Annotated in this window: 21 protein-coding genes, 1 tRNA gene and 1 pseudogene; 10 read left to right on the plus strand and 13 right to left on the minus strand. The window is 70.7% G+C overall.

Annotated elements, in window-relative coordinates; genetic code table 11:
* Nucleotides 1–89: 89 nt before the first annotated feature.
* Entirely contained in the window at nucleotides 90–395 is a 306-nt protein-coding gene (locus FB467_RS11275) for a hypothetical protein (protein ID WP_009881334.1), read from the minus strand.
* Nucleotides 396–713: 318 nt separating this feature from the next.
* Between FB467_RS11275 and FB467_RS11280 the strand changes: the two are divergent.
* Nucleotides 714–1,172 (plus strand): annotated as a pseudogene (locus FB467_RS11280) (TrmH family RNA methyltransferase); the annotation flags it as partial.
* Here FB467_RS11280 and FB467_RS11285 read toward each other — a convergent pair.
* From FB467_RS11285 to FB467_RS11295, 3 genes are all read right to left on the minus strand, one after another.
* Nucleotides 1,149–1,388 (minus strand): hypothetical protein, encoded by a 240-nt coding sequence (locus FB467_RS11285; RefSeq protein WP_141785183.1) that lies wholly within the window; start codon nucleotides 1,386–1,388, stop codon nucleotides 1,149–1,151. The pseudogene FB467_RS11280 and the gene FB467_RS11285 sit on opposite strands and share 24 nt — an antisense overlap.
* Entirely contained in the window at nucleotides 1,388–1,651 is a 264-nt protein-coding gene (locus FB467_RS11290; RefSeq protein WP_141785184.1) for a hypothetical protein, read from the minus strand. The genes FB467_RS11285 and FB467_RS11290 overlap by 1 nt, the downstream gene beginning before the upstream one ends.
* A 182-nt stretch (nucleotides 1,652–1,833) precedes the next feature.
* Nucleotides 1,834–2,427 (minus strand): LysE/ArgO family amino acid transporter, encoded by a 594-nt coding sequence (locus FB467_RS11295; RefSeq protein ID WP_228393031.1) that lies wholly within the window; start codon nucleotides 2,425–2,427, stop codon nucleotides 1,834–1,836.
* Between the two features lie 70 nt (nucleotides 2,428–2,497).
* Here FB467_RS11295 and FB467_RS11300 point away from each other — a divergent pair, with 70 nt between their 5' ends.
* A complete protein-coding gene (locus FB467_RS11300) occupies nucleotides 2,498–3,382 on the plus strand; it encodes a LysR family transcriptional regulator ArgP (protein ID WP_141785186.1) in 885 nt (294 codons plus the stop codon).
* Here the strand turns inward: FB467_RS11300 and FB467_RS11305 are convergent.
* From FB467_RS11305 to FB467_RS11315, 3 genes are read right to left on the minus strand one after another with little or no spacing between them, the layout of a single operon-like run.
* A complete protein-coding gene (locus tag FB467_RS11305; RefSeq protein WP_141785187.1) occupies nucleotides 3,360–3,896 on the minus strand; it encodes a YbaK/EbsC family protein in 537 nt (178 codons plus the stop codon). The genes FB467_RS11300 and FB467_RS11305 overlap by 23 nt on opposite strands.
* Nucleotides 3,893–4,273, minus strand: coding sequence for a DUF3037 domain-containing protein (locus tag FB467_RS11310; protein WP_141785188.1), 381 nt, complete (start codon nucleotides 4,271–4,273; stop codon nucleotides 3,893–3,895). Before FB467_RS11310 ends, FB467_RS11305 begins: the two co-directional genes overlap by 4 nt.
* On the minus strand, nucleotides 4,270–5,046 hold the full coding sequence (locus FB467_RS11315) for a HipA family kinase (RefSeq protein ID WP_425325836.1): 777 nt from the start codon (nucleotides 5,044–5,046) through the stop codon (nucleotides 4,270–4,272). Before FB467_RS11315 ends, FB467_RS11310 begins: the two co-directional genes overlap by 4 nt.
* 76 nt (nucleotides 5,047–5,122) lie before the next feature.
* On the opposite strand from FB467_RS11315, the gene FB467_RS11320 reads away from it, so the two are divergent.
* From FB467_RS11320 to FB467_RS11335, 4 genes are all read left to right on the plus strand, one after another.
* Entirely contained in the window at nucleotides 5,123–6,538 is a 1,416-nt protein-coding gene (locus tag FB467_RS11320) for a DNA polymerase IV (protein ID WP_141785190.1), read from the plus strand.
* Nucleotides 6,539–6,596: 58 nt separating this feature from the next.
* Nucleotides 6,597–6,680 (plus strand) — tRNA-Leu (locus FB467_RS11325).
* Between the two features lie 205 nt (nucleotides 6,681–6,885).
* Nucleotides 6,886–7,188 carry a heavy-metal-associated domain-containing protein gene (locus FB467_RS11330; RefSeq protein WP_141785191.1) on the plus strand — a complete coding sequence of 101 codons (303 nt, stop codon included), beginning with the start codon at nucleotides 6,886–6,888 and terminating at the stop codon, nucleotides 7,186–7,188.
* 10 nt (nucleotides 7,189–7,198) lie between these two features.
* A complete protein-coding gene (locus tag FB467_RS11335; protein ID WP_228393038.1) occupies nucleotides 7,199–9,181 on the plus strand; it encodes a heavy metal translocating P-type ATPase in 1,983 nt (660 codons plus the stop codon).
* On the opposite strand, the gene FB467_RS11340 is transcribed toward FB467_RS11335, so the two are convergent.
* On the minus strand, nucleotides 9,156–9,815 hold the full coding sequence (locus tag FB467_RS11340; RefSeq protein WP_228393040.1) for a Crp/Fnr family transcriptional regulator: 660 nt from the start codon (nucleotides 9,813–9,815) through the stop codon (nucleotides 9,156–9,158). The genes FB467_RS11335 and FB467_RS11340 overlap by 26 nt on opposite strands.
* A gap of 724 nt (nucleotides 9,816–10,539) precedes the next feature.
* Here FB467_RS11340 and FB467_RS11345 point away from each other — a divergent pair.
* The gene (locus tag FB467_RS11345; protein WP_170230677.1) at nucleotides 10,540–10,926 is read left to right on the plus strand and encodes a GntR family transcriptional regulator; all 387 of its coding nucleotides are present in this window, start codon (nucleotides 10,540–10,542) and stop codon (nucleotides 10,924–10,926) included.
* Here the strand turns inward: FB467_RS11345 and FB467_RS11350 are convergent.
* The 4 genes from FB467_RS11350 to FB467_RS11365 are packed head-to-tail and all read right to left on the minus strand — an operon-like array spanning nucleotide 10,923 to nucleotide 14,019.
* Nucleotides 10,923–12,578 carry an MDR family MFS transporter gene (locus FB467_RS11350; protein WP_141785194.1) on the minus strand — a complete coding sequence of 552 codons (1,656 nt, stop codon included), beginning with the start codon at nucleotides 12,576–12,578 and terminating at the stop codon, nucleotides 10,923–10,925. The two genes, FB467_RS11345 and FB467_RS11350, sit on opposite strands and share 4 nt — an antisense overlap.
* Nucleotides 12,575–13,210 (minus strand): TetR/AcrR family transcriptional regulator, encoded by a 636-nt coding sequence (locus FB467_RS11355; RefSeq protein WP_141785195.1) that lies wholly within the window; start codon nucleotides 13,208–13,210, stop codon nucleotides 12,575–12,577. The genes FB467_RS11350 and FB467_RS11355 overlap by 4 nt, the downstream gene beginning before the upstream one ends.
* A gap of 40 nt (nucleotides 13,211–13,250) precedes the next feature.
* The gene (locus tag FB467_RS11360) at nucleotides 13,251–13,661 is read right to left on the minus strand and encodes a hypothetical protein (protein ID WP_141785196.1); all 411 of its coding nucleotides are present in this window, start codon (nucleotides 13,659–13,661) and stop codon (nucleotides 13,251–13,253) included.
* Between the two features lie 4 nt (nucleotides 13,662–13,665).
* On the minus strand, nucleotides 13,666–14,019 hold the full coding sequence (locus FB467_RS11365; RefSeq protein WP_141785197.1) for a cupredoxin domain-containing protein: 354 nt from the start codon (nucleotides 14,017–14,019) through the stop codon (nucleotides 13,666–13,668).
* A gap of 102 nt (nucleotides 14,020–14,121) precedes the next feature.
* On the opposite strand from FB467_RS11365, the gene FB467_RS11370 reads away from it, so the two are divergent.
* Both FB467_RS11370 and FB467_RS11375 read left to right on the plus strand, forming a co-directional pair.
* Nucleotides 14,122–15,081: a threo-3-hydroxy-L-aspartate ammonia-lyase gene (locus tag FB467_RS11370; RefSeq protein WP_141785198.1), complete on the plus strand. Its 960-nt coding sequence runs from the start codon at nucleotides 14,122–14,124 to the stop codon at nucleotides 15,079–15,081.
* Nucleotides 15,082–15,105: 24 nt separating this feature from the next.
* Nucleotides 15,106–16,446, plus strand: a complete 1,341-nt coding sequence (locus FB467_RS11375) for a M20/M25/M40 family metallo-hydrolase (protein ID WP_141785199.1) — start codon at nucleotides 15,106–15,108, stop codon at nucleotides 16,444–16,446.
* A gap of 6 nt (nucleotides 16,447–16,452) precedes the next feature.
* Here the strand turns inward: FB467_RS11375 and FB467_RS11380 are convergent, their stop codons facing one another.
* Nucleotides 16,453–16,638, minus strand: coding sequence for a DUF5703 family protein (locus FB467_RS11380; protein WP_141785200.1), 186 nt, complete (start codon nucleotides 16,636–16,638; stop codon nucleotides 16,453–16,455).
* A gap of 122 nt (nucleotides 16,639–16,760) precedes the next feature.
* Here FB467_RS11380 and FB467_RS18495 point away from each other — a divergent pair, with 122 nt between their 5' ends.
* Nucleotides 16,761–17,189, plus strand: a complete 429-nt coding sequence (locus tag FB467_RS18495) for a hypothetical protein (RefSeq protein ID WP_153390184.1) — start codon at nucleotides 16,761–16,763, stop codon at nucleotides 17,187–17,189.
* Nucleotides 17,190–17,192: the final 3 nt, after the last annotated feature.

Here is a 17,192-nt window from a genome sequence, read left to right on the forward strand (position 1 = left end):
CTGGCGGCACAGCCGCTCACGCGCCACAATCTGCGCATTCAGCCAGGCACGCAAGGGTGCGGCATGTTCGAGCATCTCGGCCTGGCCGTTCAACCGCGCACCGCTTCGGCCACGGCCGTCTTGATCCGCGCGGCCAGGTCGTCGACGAGTTGCTGGCACAGCGCGATCCCGGCCGCACCGTCCTGCTCTTGCCGGCACTCGGACAAGCGTGCCTCGTCGATCGGGATCCGCTTGGCGAATCCACGAGTGGTGCTGACCTCGATGTACGCGCCGGTCTCACCGGGCCCGTCGGCTCCCAGCCGCATCTTCACAGGAGTGTCCCACGGGACGTCGGCCGTCTGCATCGCCGCGTTGCCGAAGTTGGACGCGCTCGTGTTGAACGGGCTGCTGATCATCAATGCCCCTCCTTCCTCGAATGCTCGGCGATCTCGCAGTGTGGCACCGTTCGGCGAAACCACCACCTCGCTCGGTGTGTCCGACGTTCCAATCTACATTGCAGGACGGCCCGCATCCCCGTCAGCACGCCACCTGGACAAGTGCCGGAGCCGTCTCGATCTCATCGCAGTTCGGCGCTTCGGCATCCTCACTCACTGCGATACAAAAGCCAGAGTCGTCGCTATCGGTATGATCTATCCAATTGCTCATGCGATAAGCGCTTATGCCGTTGTGCCTGGTCAGGCGCGGTTTCCTTGCAGCCGATCGTAGCCGGACACCACATCAACGTCGGCGCCGTGTTCCGCTCGACGGCCGCGCTGGGGGTCGACGCCGTGCTGGTGACGCCCCGGTGCGCCGACCCGCTCTACCGGCGCTCGGTGCGCGTGTCGATGGGCACCGTCTTCCAGGTGCCGTGGACCCGGATCGACCCGTGGCCGGACGGTATCGACCTGCTGCGCCGGGCCGGCTTCACGGTCGCCGCGTTCGCCCTCGAGGAGGACTCCGTCTCGCTGGACGACCTGGCCGCCCGACCCCCGGAGCGGCTCGCCCTCGTGCTCGGCACGGAGGGAGACGGGCTGGGCCCCCGGACCATCGCCGGGGCGGATCTGACGGTCCGGATCCCGATGGCCGGCGCCGTGGACTCGCTGAACGTTGCCGCGGCCTCGGCCGTCGCGTTCTGGGCGCTGCGACGGTCTGGTGCCGACACCCGGGGCTCAACCGCAGTGGGCGAAGGATGACTGGTAGCGGGCGCTGTCGTCGTACTCGTTGCCGTAGACGTAGCCGGAGTACATCACGCACTTGCCGTTGACGTAGTTGCGGTAGACACCGCCGGCGTAGTAGTCGTACTCGCCCTTGGCGCCGTAGTCCCAGGAGTCCCGCCACGAGTTCGGGGCGTCCTCGATGGTCACGACCGCACCGATCTGGGCGTCGTAGGGCAGGTAGCTGTACGTCATCACACAGTTCTCCCCGCCGGGGGGCCCGACGGGGAGTACCACAGCTCCACGCGCCCGACCAGTTGTCCGGTGCCGCTCGTGAGGTCGGCCCCGTCGATCTTGGTGCCGACACAGTGGTTGCGCACGTATCCCCCCTGGTTCGCCTGGGCCGCGAACTGGGACGCACCGGGTCCGTCGACCCGGTGCACGGCCTGTTCTGCGGCGTGGTCGTCCTGGCTGCTGGGCGTATCGGCCCCGGCCGGCACCGGGCCGGCGACCAGCATGGCCGCCCCGCGGCCAGTGCGGCGAGCTTGGCGGTGGTCGTCGTCTTCATCGTGTCCCCTCTCTGATGCGCCGGCTCGTTGCGTCCCCGGCGCTCCTTCCCGGCCACCCCGGCCGGGCCGTCACAGGGAACGACGGGCCAAGGGGGCGGGATCCTTGCACGGCCCGGCAGATCGGGGTGCCGTCACCCGGCCAGCAGCCGGGCGGCGAGTGCCACCATCACCACGGCCACCAGGCCGTCGACGACCCGCCAGGTGGTCGGGGAGGCGAGCGGGCGGGCCAGGGCCCTGGCTCCGAGCCCCAGCGCGGGGAACCACAGCAGGCTCGCCGCCATCGCCCCGCCGGCGAAGACCCACCGGGCATCGCCCTGGGCCGAGGCCAGGGTGCCCAGCATGAGCACGGTGTCCAGGTAGACGTGCGGGTTCAGGAAGGTGAGGGCCAGGGCCGTGCCGAGGACCGAGCCGCGCGAGGTCGGGCGGTCGGGGGTCAGCCCGACCGGGTGGAGGGCGGACCGGGCCGACCGGGCCGCGAACCACAGCAGGTAGGCCGCGCCCGCCCAGGTGATCGCGGTGAGCAGGCGCGGGTGGGAGGCGACGAGGGCACCGACCCCGGCGGTCCCGAGGCCGATCAGCAGGAAGTCGGCGACCGCGCAGACCGCGATCACCACGCCCAGGTGCTCGCGGCGCAGCCCCTGGCGCAGCACGAAGGCGTTCTGCGCGCCGATGGCGACGATGAGGGACAGACCGGTCGCGAAGCCGGTGGCGAGGACGGGAAGCACGCTACCGACGGTAGGTCGGTCGCGGCGTGAAGGGAAGCGAATGATTCTGGGGTATCCGTAGAATCCCTTCATGCGCCACGATCAGCTCCGCGCCCTGCTCGCCGTCGTCGAGGAGGGCACGTTCGAGGCGGCCGCGCGGCGGCTGCACGTCACGCCCTCCGCGGTGAGCCAGCGGATCCGGGCCCTCGAGTCGGCCACCGGTCGCGTCGTCGTGCAGCGGGGCACTCCCTGCCGGGCCACCGAGGCGGGCACCGTGCTGCTGCGGGCTGCCCGGCAGGTGCAGCTCGTGGAGCAGGAGGTGGCGGCGGCACTGGAGGGGCCGGAGCACGGCCGTGCCGTGTTGGCGGTGGCGGTCAACGCCGACTCGCTGGCCACGTGGTTCCGACCCGTGCTCGGGGAGGCGGGCGGATGGGACGATGCGGTGCTCCGGCTGCGGGTGGAGGACCAGCAGCTGACCGACGCACTGCTCGCCAAGGGGGAGGTGATGGCCGCGGTCACCGAGGACCCGGTGGCCGTCTCCGGGTGCAGCGTGCGCCAGCTAGGGGCGATGCGCTACCTGCCCCTGGCGGTGCCCGACCTGGTCGAGCGGTTCAGCCGGGACGGCCGGGTGGACCTGGCGGCCATGCCGGTCGTGGACTTCAACGCCAAGGACGCCCTGCAGCAGGAGCTGCTCACGGCGCGGGGCGGGCTCCGTCCGCCCGTGCACGAGGTGCCCTCCTCGGAGGCATTCCTGGCAGCGGTGCTCGCCGGCCTCGGGTGGGGGATGGTGCCCGAGCACCAGCTCGGCGACGCCCTGGCCGACGGGCGGCTGGTGCGCGTGGCGCGGGGGTACCGGGACGTCCCGCTCTACTGGCAGCGCTGGCGGCTGGCCTCGGCACAGTTGGACCGGCTGAGCGAGGCCGTGACAGGGGCAGCCACCGGGTTGCGCCGGGTCAGCGCCCGAGCCCCTCGATGACCTCGACGGTGGGCAGCGTGGCGACCAGGGCGCCGGGCATCCGCAGCTTGGACCTGCGCAGCCCGGAACCGATGACCACCTGAGGCTGCTCCAGGACCTGGGCGTCGACCAGGACCGGCCACTCGGCGGGGAGGCCGACCGGGGTGATGCCGCCGTACTCCATGCCGGACTCCTCGACGGCGCGCTCCATCGGCATGAAGCTGGCCTTGCGCACGTCCAGGCTCTTGCGCACGGTGGTGTTCACGTCCGCGCGGGTGTGGGCGAGCACCAGGGCGGCCGCCACCTTCTCCTTCTCGCCCCGGCGCCCGAGCACGACGATGCAGTTGGCCGACTCCTCCAGGGTGATGTCCGTCGCCTCGACCAGGGCCGCCGTGTCGGCCAGGTCGGGATCGATCTCGGTGACCTCGATGTCCTCGCGCAACGGCGAGGTGAGCAGCGCGGCACGCACGGGCTCGGCGAGCAGGTCGGGACGTTCGGTGATCGGGTGCCAGGTCAGCGACAACGGTGCAGTCATGCCACCAGGATGCGCACCAGGTGATCCAGCGTCGCAGCCGGGTCCCCGGTGACCCCGCCGTGGACCGGCCCGGGCTGCAGGATCGTGCTGCGGGGCGCGCTCAACCAGCCGAACCGTGGGCCCAGCCTGTCCAGCCGCGGCGTCGTGGGGGAGTGCTCGCCGGCGGCCACACCGCATACGGTCTCCAGTGCGGAGCGCACCGCCTCCAAGTCCAGGTCCGGCGCGAGTGCCAGCGCCCGCGCCTCGTCCAGCGCGAAGCGGCCCGCCAGGAAGTCCGCCTGCTGGCTGTAGAGCACCACCCCGACGTTGATGAACTCCTCCCGCTCGACGCGGGGGACCAGCCGGATGACGACGTACTGGTAGGGGTGCTCGGTCACGCGGCACCGCCGGGCAGCCAGGCCTGCGGGTTCGCCAGCCGCGCGAGCAGGTGCTCCCGGTATGCCGTGCGCACCGCCTGCGCGTCGGCCAGCGTCTCGGTGGTCTCCAGCCACTCGTCCGGCACGAGGGCCAGGACCTCGTCGAGCAGGGCCCCGTCGATCCGGGCCACCATCTCCTCGTGCACCGCGCGCAGGTCGCCGTGGTCGGCCAGGCTGCCGAGCACGTGGTCCTCGGCCCGGAACGGCTGTTGGGCGAACCGGTCGGGGTCGGGGGTCTTGCGCGGCCAGCCGTGGTGGAAGTAGAGCGCGGCGCCGTGGTCGATCAGCCAGGTCTCCCGGTGCCAGGTGAGCAGGTTGGGGTTGGACCAGGTGCGGTCCACGTTGGCCGTGTAGGCGTCCAACCAGACCACCCGGGCGGCCAGGTCACGTGCCGGTGGCCGTGAGCCGTCATAACCCAGCGAGCCGGGGAGCAGGTCGATGCCCAGGTTGCTGCCGGGGGAGGCGTTGAGCAGGTCCTGGACCTCCTCGTCGGCTTCGTAGCGCGCGATCGCCTCCGGCAGGGTCAGGGTCACCATCCGGGGGACCGGCAGCCCGAGACGACGGGCCAGCTCACCGACGATGACCTCGGCCACCAGCACCTTCAGCCCCTGGCCGGCGCCCCGGAACTTCACCACGTAGGTGCCGAGGTCCTCGGCCTCCACGACGCCGGGCATCGAGCCGCCCTCGCGGAGGGGGACGACGTAGCGGACAGCAGTGACGTGGTCGAGCACCATCGCACCCTATCCGGGCTGGGCAAGCGCTTTCCCGCCCCCGCCAGGTGGTGTCGGCGTGCTGTGGAACAGTGGAACCATGCCCTCTGTCCACCCCCAGGCGAGTGTCCTGCACCTGGACCTGGACGCCTTCTTCGCGGCGGTGGAGCAGCGGGACAAGCCCTCGCTGCGGGGCAAGCCGGTGGTCGTGGGCGGCACCGGCGGGCGGGGCGTGGTGTCCACCGCCTCCTACGAGGCCCGGGTCTTCGGCGCCCGGTCCGCGATGCCGACCGCGGAGGCCCGGCGCCGCTGCCCGCCGGGGACGGCCTTCCTGGGTGGGCGGTTCGACGCCTACCGGATGACCTCCCGCGTGGTGATGGACCTGCTGCGCGAGGTGTCCCCGGTACTGGAGCAGGTGTCGGTGGACGAGGCATTCCTGGACCTGACCGCGGCCACGGACGTGGATTTCTCCACCGAGGGCCTGACCCGGCTGGGGGAGGACCTGATGGCCCGGATCAAGGCGGAGACGGGCGGGCTGACCGCGTCGGTGGGGATCGCCACCTCCAAGATGATGGCCAAGCTGGGCAGCGAGATGCGCAAGCCCGCCGGCCTGACGGTGATCGCCCCGGGCACCGAGGAGGACGTGCTGCACCCGATGTCGGTGCGGGCGGTGCCAGGCGTGGGACCGGCCACCGGCGGCAAGCTGCACGCCTTCGGCGTCGAGACGGTGGGCGACCTGGCCAGGGTGTCCCGGGAGGACCTGGTGTCGATCTTCGGCGAGGCGCACGGCGGCGGGCTGTACCGGCTGGCGCGGGCCAGGGACGAGCGGTTGGTCACCGCCGAGCGGGAGACCAAGAGCGTCTCGGTGGAGGAGACCTTCGAGACCGACATCGCCGACCGGGACGGCCTGGACACCGAACTCGAGGCCCTCGTCCGGCGGCTGACCGCCCGGCTGTCGGCCTCGGCATACTTCGGCCGGACGATCACGGTCAAGGTGCGCCAGCACGACTTCACCCAGCTGACCCGCTCCGGGACACTGGCGCACGCCACGGGCGAGGGTGCGGTGATCCTGCGCGAGGCGCGCCGGTTGCTCGCGACGATCGACATCAGCTCGGGGCTGCGGCTGCTGGGGGTCGGCGTCTCGGGGTTGACCGCGCACGCCCAGGAGGAGCTGCTCGGGAGCGACCTGGTCGCCGGCCCGCCCGTGCCGGGCCCGGTGATCGAGTATCCCGACAGCGGGGGCAACCTGGACCCGCAGGGCGACGGCGCCACGGAACTGGACCGGGTCGCGGTCATCGACCGGCGGGGGGAGACCTGGGGGACGGGGCAGGACGTCGTGCACGAGGAGTTCGGCCCGGGGTGGGTATGGGGCGCAGGGCGCGGTCGGGTCAGCGTGCGCTTCGAGGGCCCGCTGACCCCGCCGGGCCGCGTCCGCACGTTCGACGCAGACGACCCCGCGCTGCAGCGCGGGGAACCACCGGACTGGCGACCCTCGACTGCGAACAACCGGCCCTAGCGTGCTAATCTTTCCCGTCGTTGCCCACCGACCGACAGGCTCGGTGGCGCGCACCCTCGTCCGGGTGGCGGAATGGCAGACGCGCTAGCTTGAGGTGCTAGTGCCCTTAACGGGCGTGGGGGTTCAAGTCCCCCTCCGGACACCGACGGTATTTCCCGATGAGATGCCCTGCTACTTCGCGAAACCCCTGGTCAGGTCGGGGGATATCGCCGTGTGAGTGGTTTACCGGCGCGTGTGGCCCGAGGTGCCTTCGCGGACTTGATCCAGGTCAAGGAGATCGGGTGGGGAAAACGGTGAAATGAGGGTGTCAGAAGGACACCACACCTCACCGAACAGGAGGCCCGCCGATGGGCGCCAACCAGCTCACCGCCACCACGACCACCGCCGACACGCTGAGAACCGTCAAGATCAGCACCGAGCCGTTCACCTGCCCCTCGTGCATCGCCAAGATCGAGAAGGCCGTCGGGCGGCTGCCGGGTGTGCAGAAGGTTGACGTCCGGTTCAACTCCAGCAAGGTCGACGTCACCTTTGACCAGGCCCGGCTGGAGGCGGGCGAGATTGCCACGGTGATCAGCGACCTGGGCTACCCCGTGACCCGCATCGGCCGAGTCGCGCCCGTGCGGACGCCCAAGGCCAAGGCTCGGTCCTGAGGGCATCACCGTGATCACCCTCAGGACGCAGGTCGTCTCCTTCTTCACCAGTAGGGCTCGGGTCGCCGGCACCTCGGGCGTGCTCCTGCTCGCGGCCGGTGCGATGCACCTGGCCGGGGCGGGGGCGGCTCGCGACGCGTTGCTCGTTATCGCCTCGGTCGTCGCCGGGATCCCGATCGCCTTCAGCGCCTGGCGGGCGCTGAAGGCCCGCGCCTTCAGCATCGATTTCCTGGTGACCATCGCAGTCATCGGCGCCCTCCTCATCGGCGAATACGTCGAGTCCGGGGTCGTCGCCTTCCTCTTCGTCTTCGGCTCCTACCTGGAAGCCCGCACCCTGGACCGCACCCGACGTTCGGTCCGTGACCTTGTGGATCTCGCGCCGCAGGAGGCGGAGGTCATGTCTGCCGACGGGCCGGTCACCATGCCGGCCGACGAGGTCGAGGTCGGCGACCGGGTGTTGGTCCGCGTCGGCGGGCGGGTCCCGGTCGACGGGACCGTCGTCCACGGCTCCGGCGCCGTCGACGAGTCCACCGTCACCGGCGAGCCCATGGCCGTCGTCAAGGGCACGGAGGAGCAGGTCTGGTCCGGCACCCTGCTGGAGTCCGGCTACCTCGAGATACGGGCCGACCGGGTCGGCGAGGACACCACCTTCGCGCAGATCGTCGAGCTCATCGAGGAGGCCCAGGACTCCAAGGCCAAGGCCCAGCGCTTCCTGGACCGGTTCGCCAGCTGGTACACCCCCGCCATCGTGGTCGCCGCAGTCCTGGCGCTGCTGATCACCGGCGACGTGCGCTTCGCCCTGACCTTCCTCGTCATCGCTTGCCCCGGCGCCCTGGTCATCTCCATCCCGGTCTCCCTGGTGGCCGGACTGGGCAACGCGGCGCGCCACGGCGCCCTGGTCAAGGGCGGTGACGCCTTCGAGCGGCTCGCCCGCGTCGACACCGTCGTCGTGGACAAGACCGGCACCCTCACCCAGGGCAGGCCCGAGGTGACCGACGTGGTCAGCGCCGATGCGGCATACCTGGAAGCGGACGTGCTGCGACTGGTCGCCTCGCTGGAGCAGGCGTCCGAGCATCCGCTCGGTCGCACCCTGGTCGGTGCAGCCCGGGACCGCGACCTCGAGCTCGCGCCCTCGCCCTCCGGTGTGGAAGTGCTGACCGGCGCGGGGATCCGCGGCGTCGTCTCCCTGGATGGTCGCGACCACGTGGTCGGCGTCGGATCGGGCCGGCTGCTCGAGGAGAGCGGGTATATGGCTCCGCCAGAGCTCGTGAGCCGCGCCACCATGCTGGAGCGCGGGGGCAGCACCGTCTCCTACGTCACCGTGGATGGTGTCGTGGTCGGACTGGTTGGCATCACCGACCAGGTGCGGCCCGAGGCCAGGGCGTCGGTGGAGGCGTTGCGCCGCGCCGGCATCCGCAGGTTCGTCATGCTCACCGGGGACAACCCGCACACCGCGCAGGCGGTCGCCGAACAGGTCGGGATCACCGGGCCGGAGGACATCGTCGCCGCCCAACTGCTCCCGGCGGACAAGGTCACGCGGGTCGCGGAGCTTACCGAGGCCGGCCACAAGGTCGCGATGATCGGCGACGGCGTCAACGACGCCCCGGCGATCGCCACGGCGGACGTGGGCATCGCGATGGGTGGCGGCACGGACGTCTCGCTGCAGACCGCGGACATCGTCCTGGTCGGCAGTCGCTTCGACCAGTTGATCCAGGCACGGTCGGTCGCGCGGGCCACCTTGCGCAACATGGCGCAGAACACCGTGGTCTCGCTCGGGACGGTCGCCTTCCTGCTGGCCGGTGTGGTCGGCGGAATCGTGCACATGGCGGGAGGCATGCTCATCCACGAGATCTCGGTGCTTGTGGTCATCCTCAACGCGATGCGCCTCATCCGGTTCCGGGACAAGGCCGCCGCCGAGGTGGCGGCCGCCAGTGACCGCCGTCGTCAGAGCGCGGTCGTCACTGCCGTCAGACCGGGGTCGACAGTGAGGTGAGTGTCCCGATGTCGGTGAGCGCTATGCGCCTGCCGTGCAGACGGATCACCCTGGAGTCGCTGAGTCGTCGCAACTGACGGCTCAGTGACTCCGGTGTCGTGTCCAGGAGGGAGGCGATGTCCTTCTTGGCCATCGGAAGCTCCACCGTCGGGACACCGTCGATGCGCCGGACCGGCAGGCTCATCAGGTAGTCGGCCAAGCGCGAGGCGACGTCGCCGGAGATGACCGCCGCCAGCCGGGTCTCGGTCTCGTCCAAGCGACGGCTGAGAGTGCGCAGCATCGCCATGCCGATGCTCGGGTGGTCATCGATCAGCCGGCCCAGGTCGGCGTGGCGGAAGACGCACAGGCTGCCGGCCTCGACCGCCACCGCGAAGTGGTCCGGGCGGCTGCCGTCGATGAAGGCACCTTCGCCGATGAAGTCGCCCGACTCCAGCACCCGCACGATCTGCTCGTGGCCGTCGGCGGTGAGCCGGGAGATCTTGACGCGACCGGTGTGCACCACCATCAGCTGCGACACCGCGGAGCCGGCCGAGTAGATCTGCTCATCCGCACCGACTCTCGTGGGAATGGCCAGGCTCGCCACGTTGTGCTGCTGCTGGGTGGTCAGGCCCTGGAAGAGCGGCACCCGTGCCACGCACAGGTCATCCTCCGGAGCGATGAGAGGCAGCTTCCGTCCCCTGGTCGACTCGTGGCCATCCATGGCCCCATCGTCACATCTGCCGGGCGGCCAGCCCCCTGAGGGTGGGCCACGTCACCTTGCTGTGGCCGGTATGCCGAACCCGGGTGAGTCGCTGTCCGCCTCCGTCGCCGAGTACGGGGCCTTCGACCACCGAAGGCCCCCTCGGGTCTCTGCGGGGCAGTGACCCGAGGGGGCTTCGCTCATGGGTAGTCGAGTGCAGGGCTACACCGGGTCGCCGTCCGGAGGCGCCTCGGCATGGTCAGCCCGTGATCGAGAAATCCTGCCAGTCCCGGCCGTCGACCGGCTCGGTGTCGACCCACAGGGACGTCAGGCAATGGGGGCACACGTACTGGACAGTCTTCAGGGCCGAGTGGACAGTGACGTGACCGCCGAGGTCTACAGGGGTCACCGCGATCTTCCCTGCGATGGACTCCCAGCCCGAGGACACGAGGCTGAGTGGCTCCTGGCAGTGTGCACAGGCCGCGGCGATGCCCTCGGGAGTGTCGAAGAGTGCCAGTGAGGCTCCCCAGGAGCCATAGGGCTTGTCCGTAGCGAACTGGGCCGACTCCCCGGTGGGAGTGCTGGATCAGGAAGGTCTGGTGGTGATCAGGCCGGGGCGGGTGCCTCCGTCGTCTCGGGGGACGTCCCGGTCCTGCTGGACGCCTACCGGGTCCGCGAGGTGATCGACGGGTTGGCGGCACGCCTGACGACGGAACAGGACGACGGCGCGCGCCACCTGGAGCGGCTCCAGGTGCTGGTCGACGCGCAACGAGCCACGCTCGACCCGTGGGACCCCGAGACGTATCAGCCGCTGAACGTCGAGTTCCACGGGACGATCCTGGAGGCGTCCGGCAACGAGTACCTGACCGATCACACGGCACTCCTGCAGATGACCTCCAACGTCTTCGCGCCCTACCGGCTGCTGGAGGTCGACCGGGTCCGCCGTGCGGTCGCGGAGCACCAGGGGATCGTGGATGCGATCGGCCGCGGCGACGGCGCCGCGGCCGAACGGGTGGCCCGGGAACACATCCGGGCCACCATCCGCACCCTCTCGACGCCTGGCTAGCTGCGCCCGGCCGGCTGGGGCGCCGTGCGCGCTGTGCCGGACGTGTCGGACCCGACGCCGGCACCCGGCGCCGCGTCGTCCACCACGAGCTGGCCCTCGGCCAGCGACTCCGGCGTGACGTTCTCCTCGATCGAGGTGGCCAGCGGCTTCTCATGGATCAGCAGCAGGACCAGCGCGGCCACCACGGCCAGCGGCACCATGTAGAGGAAGACCGGGATCAGCGCGTCGTGGTAGGCCTCGATGATGACCTGGCGCAGCTCGGTCGGCATCTGGTTGACCAGCTCCGGGGTCAGCGAGTGTGCGCCGTCGGAGGGGCCGGTGCCCATCGGGATCCGGTCGCTGATCTGCTCGGTGAGTCGACCGGTGAACAGGCTGCCGACGACGGCCGTGCCCAGCGTGGCACCCACCTGACGGAAGTAGTTCGTGGCGGCCGTCGCGGTGCCCACCAGGGTCACCGGGAAGGTGTTCTGCACGATCAGGGTGAGGATCTGCATACTCGATCCCAGGCCGAGGCCCATCACGGCCATGTAGACGCACACCAGCCAGGTGGGGGAGTCGTACTGCAGCATGGACAGCAGCGCCAGGGCGATGCCCAGGACCACCGAGCCGAAGATCGGCAGCGCCTTGTAACGACCGGTCGCGGTGACCATCCGGCCGGTGATGACCGAGGTGACCAGCATCGAGCCCATCATCGGGACCATCAGGAGGCCGACCACGGTGGCGCTCAGGCCGGTGGTCATCTGCAGGTAGGTCGGCAGGTAGCTGATCGCGCCGAACATGGCCACACCGGTGAGCAGCGCCGCGATCGTGGTGACCGTGAAGTTGCGGCGGGCGAACAGGTACATCGGGATGATCGGCTCGGCCGCGCGGGACTCCACCCAGACGAAGGCCGCTCCGGCCACCACGGTCGTCGCGATCAGCCCGAGGATCACGGGGGAGCCCCAGGCGTACTCCCCGCCGCCCCAGGTGGTGACCAGGACGAGCGCGGAGGTGGCCAGGGCCACGAGGGTCATCCCCGCGTAGTCGATCCGGGGACGGGCGGTGAGCTTGCGCGGGGCGGGCAGGAAGGCGATGGTCGCCGCCGCGGCGAGGATGCCGAGTGGCAGGCTGATCCAGAACACCCAGCGCCAGCCGGGGCCCTCGGTGAACCAGCCGCCCAGCAGCGGCCCGGCCACGGAGGAGAACGCGAAGACGCCACCCATGATGCCCATGTACTTGCCGCGCTGGCGGGCCGGGATGACGTCGGCGATCGCGGCCTGGGACAGGATCATCAGGCCACCGCCGCCGACGCCCTGGATGACACGGGCCACGATCAGGTCGGTCATGTCGCCGGCCAGGGCCGCGTAGACCGACCCGCCGACGAAGATCGTGATCGCGCTGAGCAGCACCGGCTTGCGGCCCAGCAGGTCGCTGATCTTGCCGTAGATCGGCATCATGATCGTCGAGGCCAGGATGAAGCCGGTGATGATCCACAGCATCTGGTCGACGCCGTGCAACTCGCCGACGATCGTCGGGAGCGCCGTGGACAGCACGGTCTGGTTGAGCGAGGCCAGCAGCATGGTGACCATCAGCCCGGCGAAGAGCAGGGTGACGCTGCGGTCGAGTTTCTGGTCCAGCGGGTTGCCGCCGCTGGGTTGAGTGCGGGTGCTCATAGCGTGGACGAAACAACCTCTCGGAAAGTCTGGATGCCCTGGCGGATGGCGTCGGTGTCGTCCGACGACACGCCCCCGGGCTCACGGAAGTGGACGAAGCGCACGACCGCCCCCGCCAGGTAGAAGAGGGCGTGCACCGACTCGGGTCGGGCGGCCAGGTCGCGCATGTCGGCGGGGACGTCCCTGTCGCCCGCAGTAGATTCGGTGATGGCGTTGTGCACCATCCGCTCGGCGTCGCCGATCCGGGTCGTGATCCGGGAGCGGAGCTCGGGGTAGGCCTGGATCAACTGCTTGCGCCGGGGCTTGGAGGAGCCCGGCGTGATGGTGGACCGGAACACGGCGGCCAGCATGAACACCACCCGGGTCAGCACGTCGCCGGCGTCCTCCTCGTAGAGGACCGCCCGGGTGTCCTCGGACAGGCACGGTTCCTGGACCCCGAGGACCGCGTCGTCCTTGGTGGCGTAGTAGTTGAAGAAGGTGCGCTGGGAGATGCCGGCCCGCTCGGCGATCTGCTCGATCGTGACGTGCTGGATGCCGTGCTCCAGGGTCAGGTCAGCCGCGGCGTCGTGGATCTCCAGGGAGGTGGCCAGGCGCTTGCGTTCGCGGAGCGACGGAGGAGCTTGTGTTTGCACTCCTGCATTCTATGCAGTTCTGCAACTTTGCATAAGTGCATTATTCGTCGGTCGGTCCGGGGGCGCGCAGGGTCCCGGCGCCAACGGCTGCAGCCAGCACCCCGATGCCCTCGGCGACGGCGCTCAGCGTCTTCTCCGGATGCCAGGTCGGGTCGTACATCGACGGGATCGGGCCGAGGGTGGGCACGCTGACGAGGCTGTAGAGCAGGACGGCGCCGAAGGCGGACAGCGCGACGGCGCCGGCGACCAGGTAGGCGGCCGTCGACGGGCGCAGGATCAGGTAGAGGGCCGCGAGGATGGCCGCGAGCGCCTGCAGCCGGAACAGCCAGCCGCCCCCGATCCCGCCCGGCGCCGCCAGCTGGATGGCCGGGGCGAAGCGCAGGTGCACCACTGCGTCGAACCCCAGAGCGACCACGACCACCCACCGCAGGAGCGGCTCGAGGCGACGCACCGGATCACTCCACGACCAGCGTGGCGACCATGTCGGGGTGCGGGATGCAGAAGAAGGGGTACTCGCCGGCCTCGTCCGGGGCGGTGAAGCTGACCTCTTGGCCGGGGGCGACCGTGACGTCGAACAGCCCCTCCTCGTCGGAGGTGACGGTGTGCCCCACCTCGTCCTGGTTGACCACGGTGACCTCCGAACCGGGCTCGACGGGTCCGGCGATGTCGTAGTCGAAGTCGACGATCGTGATCACGACGTCGCTGTCACTGCCACCAGCCGGATCGGTCCCCGCGTCGTCTCCGCCCCCGCACCCGGTGAGCAGGGCGGCGGCCAGGGTCAGGGACACGCTCAGTCGCAGTGTGCTCATGGGGGTTCTACGCTACCGCCGGCCGATCGGGATTGCGGGTCGACCGGCGTGCCCCTTCCCCGGGCCTGCCCACCCGGCCCGAGACCCTGGCAGGATGATCCGATGACCCGGCTGCCGACATACGAGAACGTGATCGAGGCGGCCGGGCACCTGGCCGGCGTGGCCCACCGGACCCCCGTGCTGCGCTCCCGCCGGCTGGATGCGGAGGTGGGGGCCGAGGTCTTCCTCAAGGCGGAGAACCTGCAGCGGATGGGCGCCTTTAAGTTCCGCGGCGCGTTCCACGCGCTGAGCCGGCTCGACCCCGAGCGGCGTCGCGCGGGGGTGATCGCGTTCTCCTCCGGCAACCACGCGCAGGCGGTAGCGCTGTCTGCCCGCGAGCTCGGCATCCCCGCGACGATCGTGATGCCACACGACGCGCCCGCCAGCAAGGTCGCGGCGACGCAGGGGTACGGCGCCTCGGTGGTGCGCTACGACCGGTATGCCGAGGACCGGGTGGCGATCGCGCGGCACCTGGCGGGGGAGACCGGTGGCACGGTGCTGCCGCCCTACGACCACCCGGACATCATCGCGGGCCAGGGCACCGCCGCCGCGGAGTTGCTCGAGGAGGTCCCCGACCTCGACGTCCTGGCCGTGCCGCTCGGCGGTGGCGGCCTGTTGGCCGGGACGGTCCTGGCGGCGGCCGCGCTAGCGCCGGGCTGCGCGGTCCACGGGGTCGAACCGGCTGCCGGGGACGACGGGGCGCAGTCCTTGCGGGAGGGGCGGATCGTGCGGATCGACACCCCCCGCACCATTGCCGACGGGGCGCAGACCCAGTTCCTGGGCACGCTCACCTTCCCGATCATCCAGCGCCACGTCGCGGGCATCGCGACGGCCACTGACGATCAGCTCGTGGACGCGATGCGCCTGATGGCTGCGACGCTGAAGACGGTCGTGGAACCCACCGGTGTCCTCGGTCTGGCCGCCGTGCGGTCCGGGGCGGTGCCCGCGCGCGGCCGGGTGGGCGTGATCCTCAGCGGCGGCAACGTGGACCTGGACCGGTATGCGGGCCTGCTGGGCGGGTGACCCGGGCCGGGCTAGTCTCCTGGCATGAGCGATATCGACCCGACCCACGTGCCGTCACCCCAGGACGAGGTCGTCCAGATCTGCCGGGAGCTGATCCGGATCGACAGCAGCAACTACGGCGACGGCAGCGGACCGGGGGAGCGGGCCGCCGCCGAGTACGTGATGGGCCTGCTCACCGAGGTCGGCCTGGACCCGCAGCTCACCGAGTCCGACCCCGGCCGGGCCAGCGTGGTGGTCCGCACCGAGGGGCGCGACCCCAGCCGTCCCGGCCTCGTGCTGCACGGCCACCTGGACGTCGTGCCGGCGCAGGCAGCGGACTGGTCGGTCGACCCGTTCGCCGCCGAGGTCCGCGACGGCCTGATCTGGGGCCGGGGAGCGGTCGACATGAAGGACATGGACGCCATGCTCCTGGCCAACCTGCGCCACCTGGCCCGGACCGGCCAGAAGCCGCCGCGGGACATCGTGTGGGCCTTCTTCGCCGACGAGGAGGCCGGGGGCGTCAAGGGGGCCGGGCACGTGGTCGCCCAGCACCCGGAGTGGTTCGAGGGCTGCACCGAGGCGATCAGCGAGGTCGGCGGCTTCTCGATCACCCTCGAGGAGGAGGGGACGGGTGCCCCGATCCGGGCATACCTGCTGCAGACCGCCGAGAAGGGCATCGCCTGGCTCCGGCTGCACGCCCACGGGCGGGCCGGCCACGGCTCGGTGCCCAACCCGGAGAACGCCGTCGTGCGGTTGGCCGAGGCGATCGCCCGGATCGACGCGCACGAGTGGCCGCGCAGCTACGTGGCCTCGGTGCGGGAGCTGTTCGACGGGGTGTCCGGCATCACCGGCCGTCCCTGGGCCGAGGACGACGTCAGCCCCGTGCTGGAGTGCCTGGGTGGCGCCCGCCGGTTCGTCGAGGGCACCCTGCAGGACACCTCGAACTTCACCATGCTGACCTCGGGCTACAAGCACAACGTCATCCCGCAGACGGCCACCGCCGCCCTCGACTGTCGGTTCCTGCCCGGGCACGAGGAGGAGTTGATGGACACCGTCCGCGAGCTGGCCGGGGAGCACGTCGAGGTCGAGATCGTGCACAAGGACGTGGCGCTCGAGGCACCCAGCGAGGGCGAGCTCGTCGAATCGATGAAGCGGGCCCTGCTCAAGGAGGACCCCGGCGCCCGGGTGCTGCCCTACTGCCTCTCCGGCGGCACCGACAACAAGCACCTGTCCCGGCTCGGCATCACCGGCTACGGCTTCGCCCCGCTCCAGCTGCCGCCGGAGCTGGACTTCGTCGGCATGTTCCACGGGGTGGACGAGCGGGTGCCGGTCGATGCGGTCGAGTTCGGCGCGCGCGTGCTGCAGCGGCTCATCGAGGACTGCTGAGGTCGCTCAGGCGGTGCGTTGCACCCGGATGATCTTGCGGCGCAGCCAGGCCTTGCGCACCCCGCCCCAGTAGAGCCGGACCCGGTGCAGCTCCCAGTTGCCGTACTCCGCCTTCTCGGTGAGCAGCTGGCGCACCTCGGCGCGGGTCGCATCGCGCCCGAAGGTCAGCTCCTGGAACTCGTACTCGATCATCGCCCTGATCTTGCGACGTCGGGGGCCCTGTTGTCCACCAGCACCGCCGGGGCCGCGCGAACCCGCGCGCAACGTGCTGCAAATCCGTGTGCGCGAGGGCGTTGTGACGCTACGGTCATGCCATGACATCCGACCCGCGTGCTGCGCTGTCGGCCCTCGTGGCCGCCCTGGAGACCCACCTTGAGTTGGCGGCCGTGCGCCGCGGGGACGACGACCCCGCCGTCGAGGCGGCCTACCAGAAGGTGGCCGACGCCTTCGAGGCCTACGACGACGCCCTGCTGGACGCATACGGCGAGGTCACGCCGCTGGACATCTACACCGAGGACGACGAGGACGACGAGGACGAGCTCATCGACGAGGAGGAGTTCGCCGAAGACTTCGACAACGACGACGAGGACGACGAGTTCGACGACGTCCCGACCTACGTCGGGCTCGACGACGACGAGTACGACCTCGACGACGACCCGGATGACGACCCGGATGACGACGCGGACGACGACTCGGATGACAATGACCTCGACGACGACACCGACAAGCAGGAGCGTGGCTGAACC

The sequence above is a fragment of the Ornithinicoccus hortensis genome (assembly GCF_006716185.1).
GTDB classification, from domain to species: domain Bacteria; phylum Actinomycetota; class Actinomycetes; order Actinomycetales; family Dermatophilaceae; genus Ornithinicoccus; species Ornithinicoccus hortensis.

Coding starts and splice junctions, on each gene's coding strand:
- FB467_RS11275 (WP_009881334.1), bottom strand. CDS start 395: ATGATCAGCAGCCCGTTCAACACGAGCGCGTCCAACTTCGGCAACGCG.
- FB467_RS11285 (WP_141785183.1), bottom strand. CDS start 1,388: ATGACGTACAGCTACCTGCCCTACGACGCCCAGATCGGTGCGGTCGTG.
- FB467_RS11290 (WP_141785184.1), bottom strand. CDS start 1,651: ATGCTGGTCGCCGGCCCGGTGCCGGCCGGGGCCGATACGCCCAGCAGC.
- FB467_RS11300 (WP_141785186.1), top strand. CDS start 2,498: ATGCGCCACGATCAGCTCCGCGCCCTGCTCGCCGTCGTCGAGGAGGGC.
- FB467_RS11305 (WP_141785187.1), bottom strand. CDS start 3,896: ATGACTGCACCGTTGTCGCTGACCTGGCACCCGATCACCGAACGTCCC.
- FB467_RS11315 (WP_425325836.1), bottom strand. CDS start 5,046: ATGGTGCTCGACCACGTCACTGCTGTCCGCTACGTCGTCCCCCTCCGC.
- FB467_RS11320 (WP_141785190.1), top strand. CDS start 5,123: ATGCCCTCTGTCCACCCCCAGGCGAGTGTCCTGCACCTGGACCTGGAC.
- FB467_RS11330 (WP_141785191.1), top strand. CDS start 6,886: ATGGGCGCCAACCAGCTCACCGCCACCACGACCACCGCCGACACGCTG.
- FB467_RS11350 (WP_141785194.1), bottom strand. CDS start 12,578: ATGAGCACCCGCACTCAACCCAGCGGCGGCAACCCGCTGGACCAGAAA.
- FB467_RS11365 (WP_141785197.1), bottom strand. CDS start 14,019: ATGAGCACACTGCGACTGAGCGTGTCCCTGACCCTGGCCGCCGCCCTG.
- FB467_RS11370 (WP_141785198.1), top strand. CDS start 14,122: ATGACCCGGCTGCCGACATACGAGAACGTGATCGAGGCGGCCGGGCAC.
- FB467_RS11375 (WP_141785199.1), top strand. CDS start 15,106: ATGAGCGATATCGACCCGACCCACGTGCCGTCACCCCAGGACGAGGTC.
- FB467_RS11380 (WP_141785200.1), bottom strand. CDS start 16,638: ATGATCGAGTACGAGTTCCAGGAGCTGACCTTCGGGCGCGATGCGACC.
- FB467_RS18495 (WP_153390184.1), top strand. CDS start 16,761: ATGACATCCGACCCGCGTGCTGCGCTGTCGGCCCTCGTGGCCGCCCTG.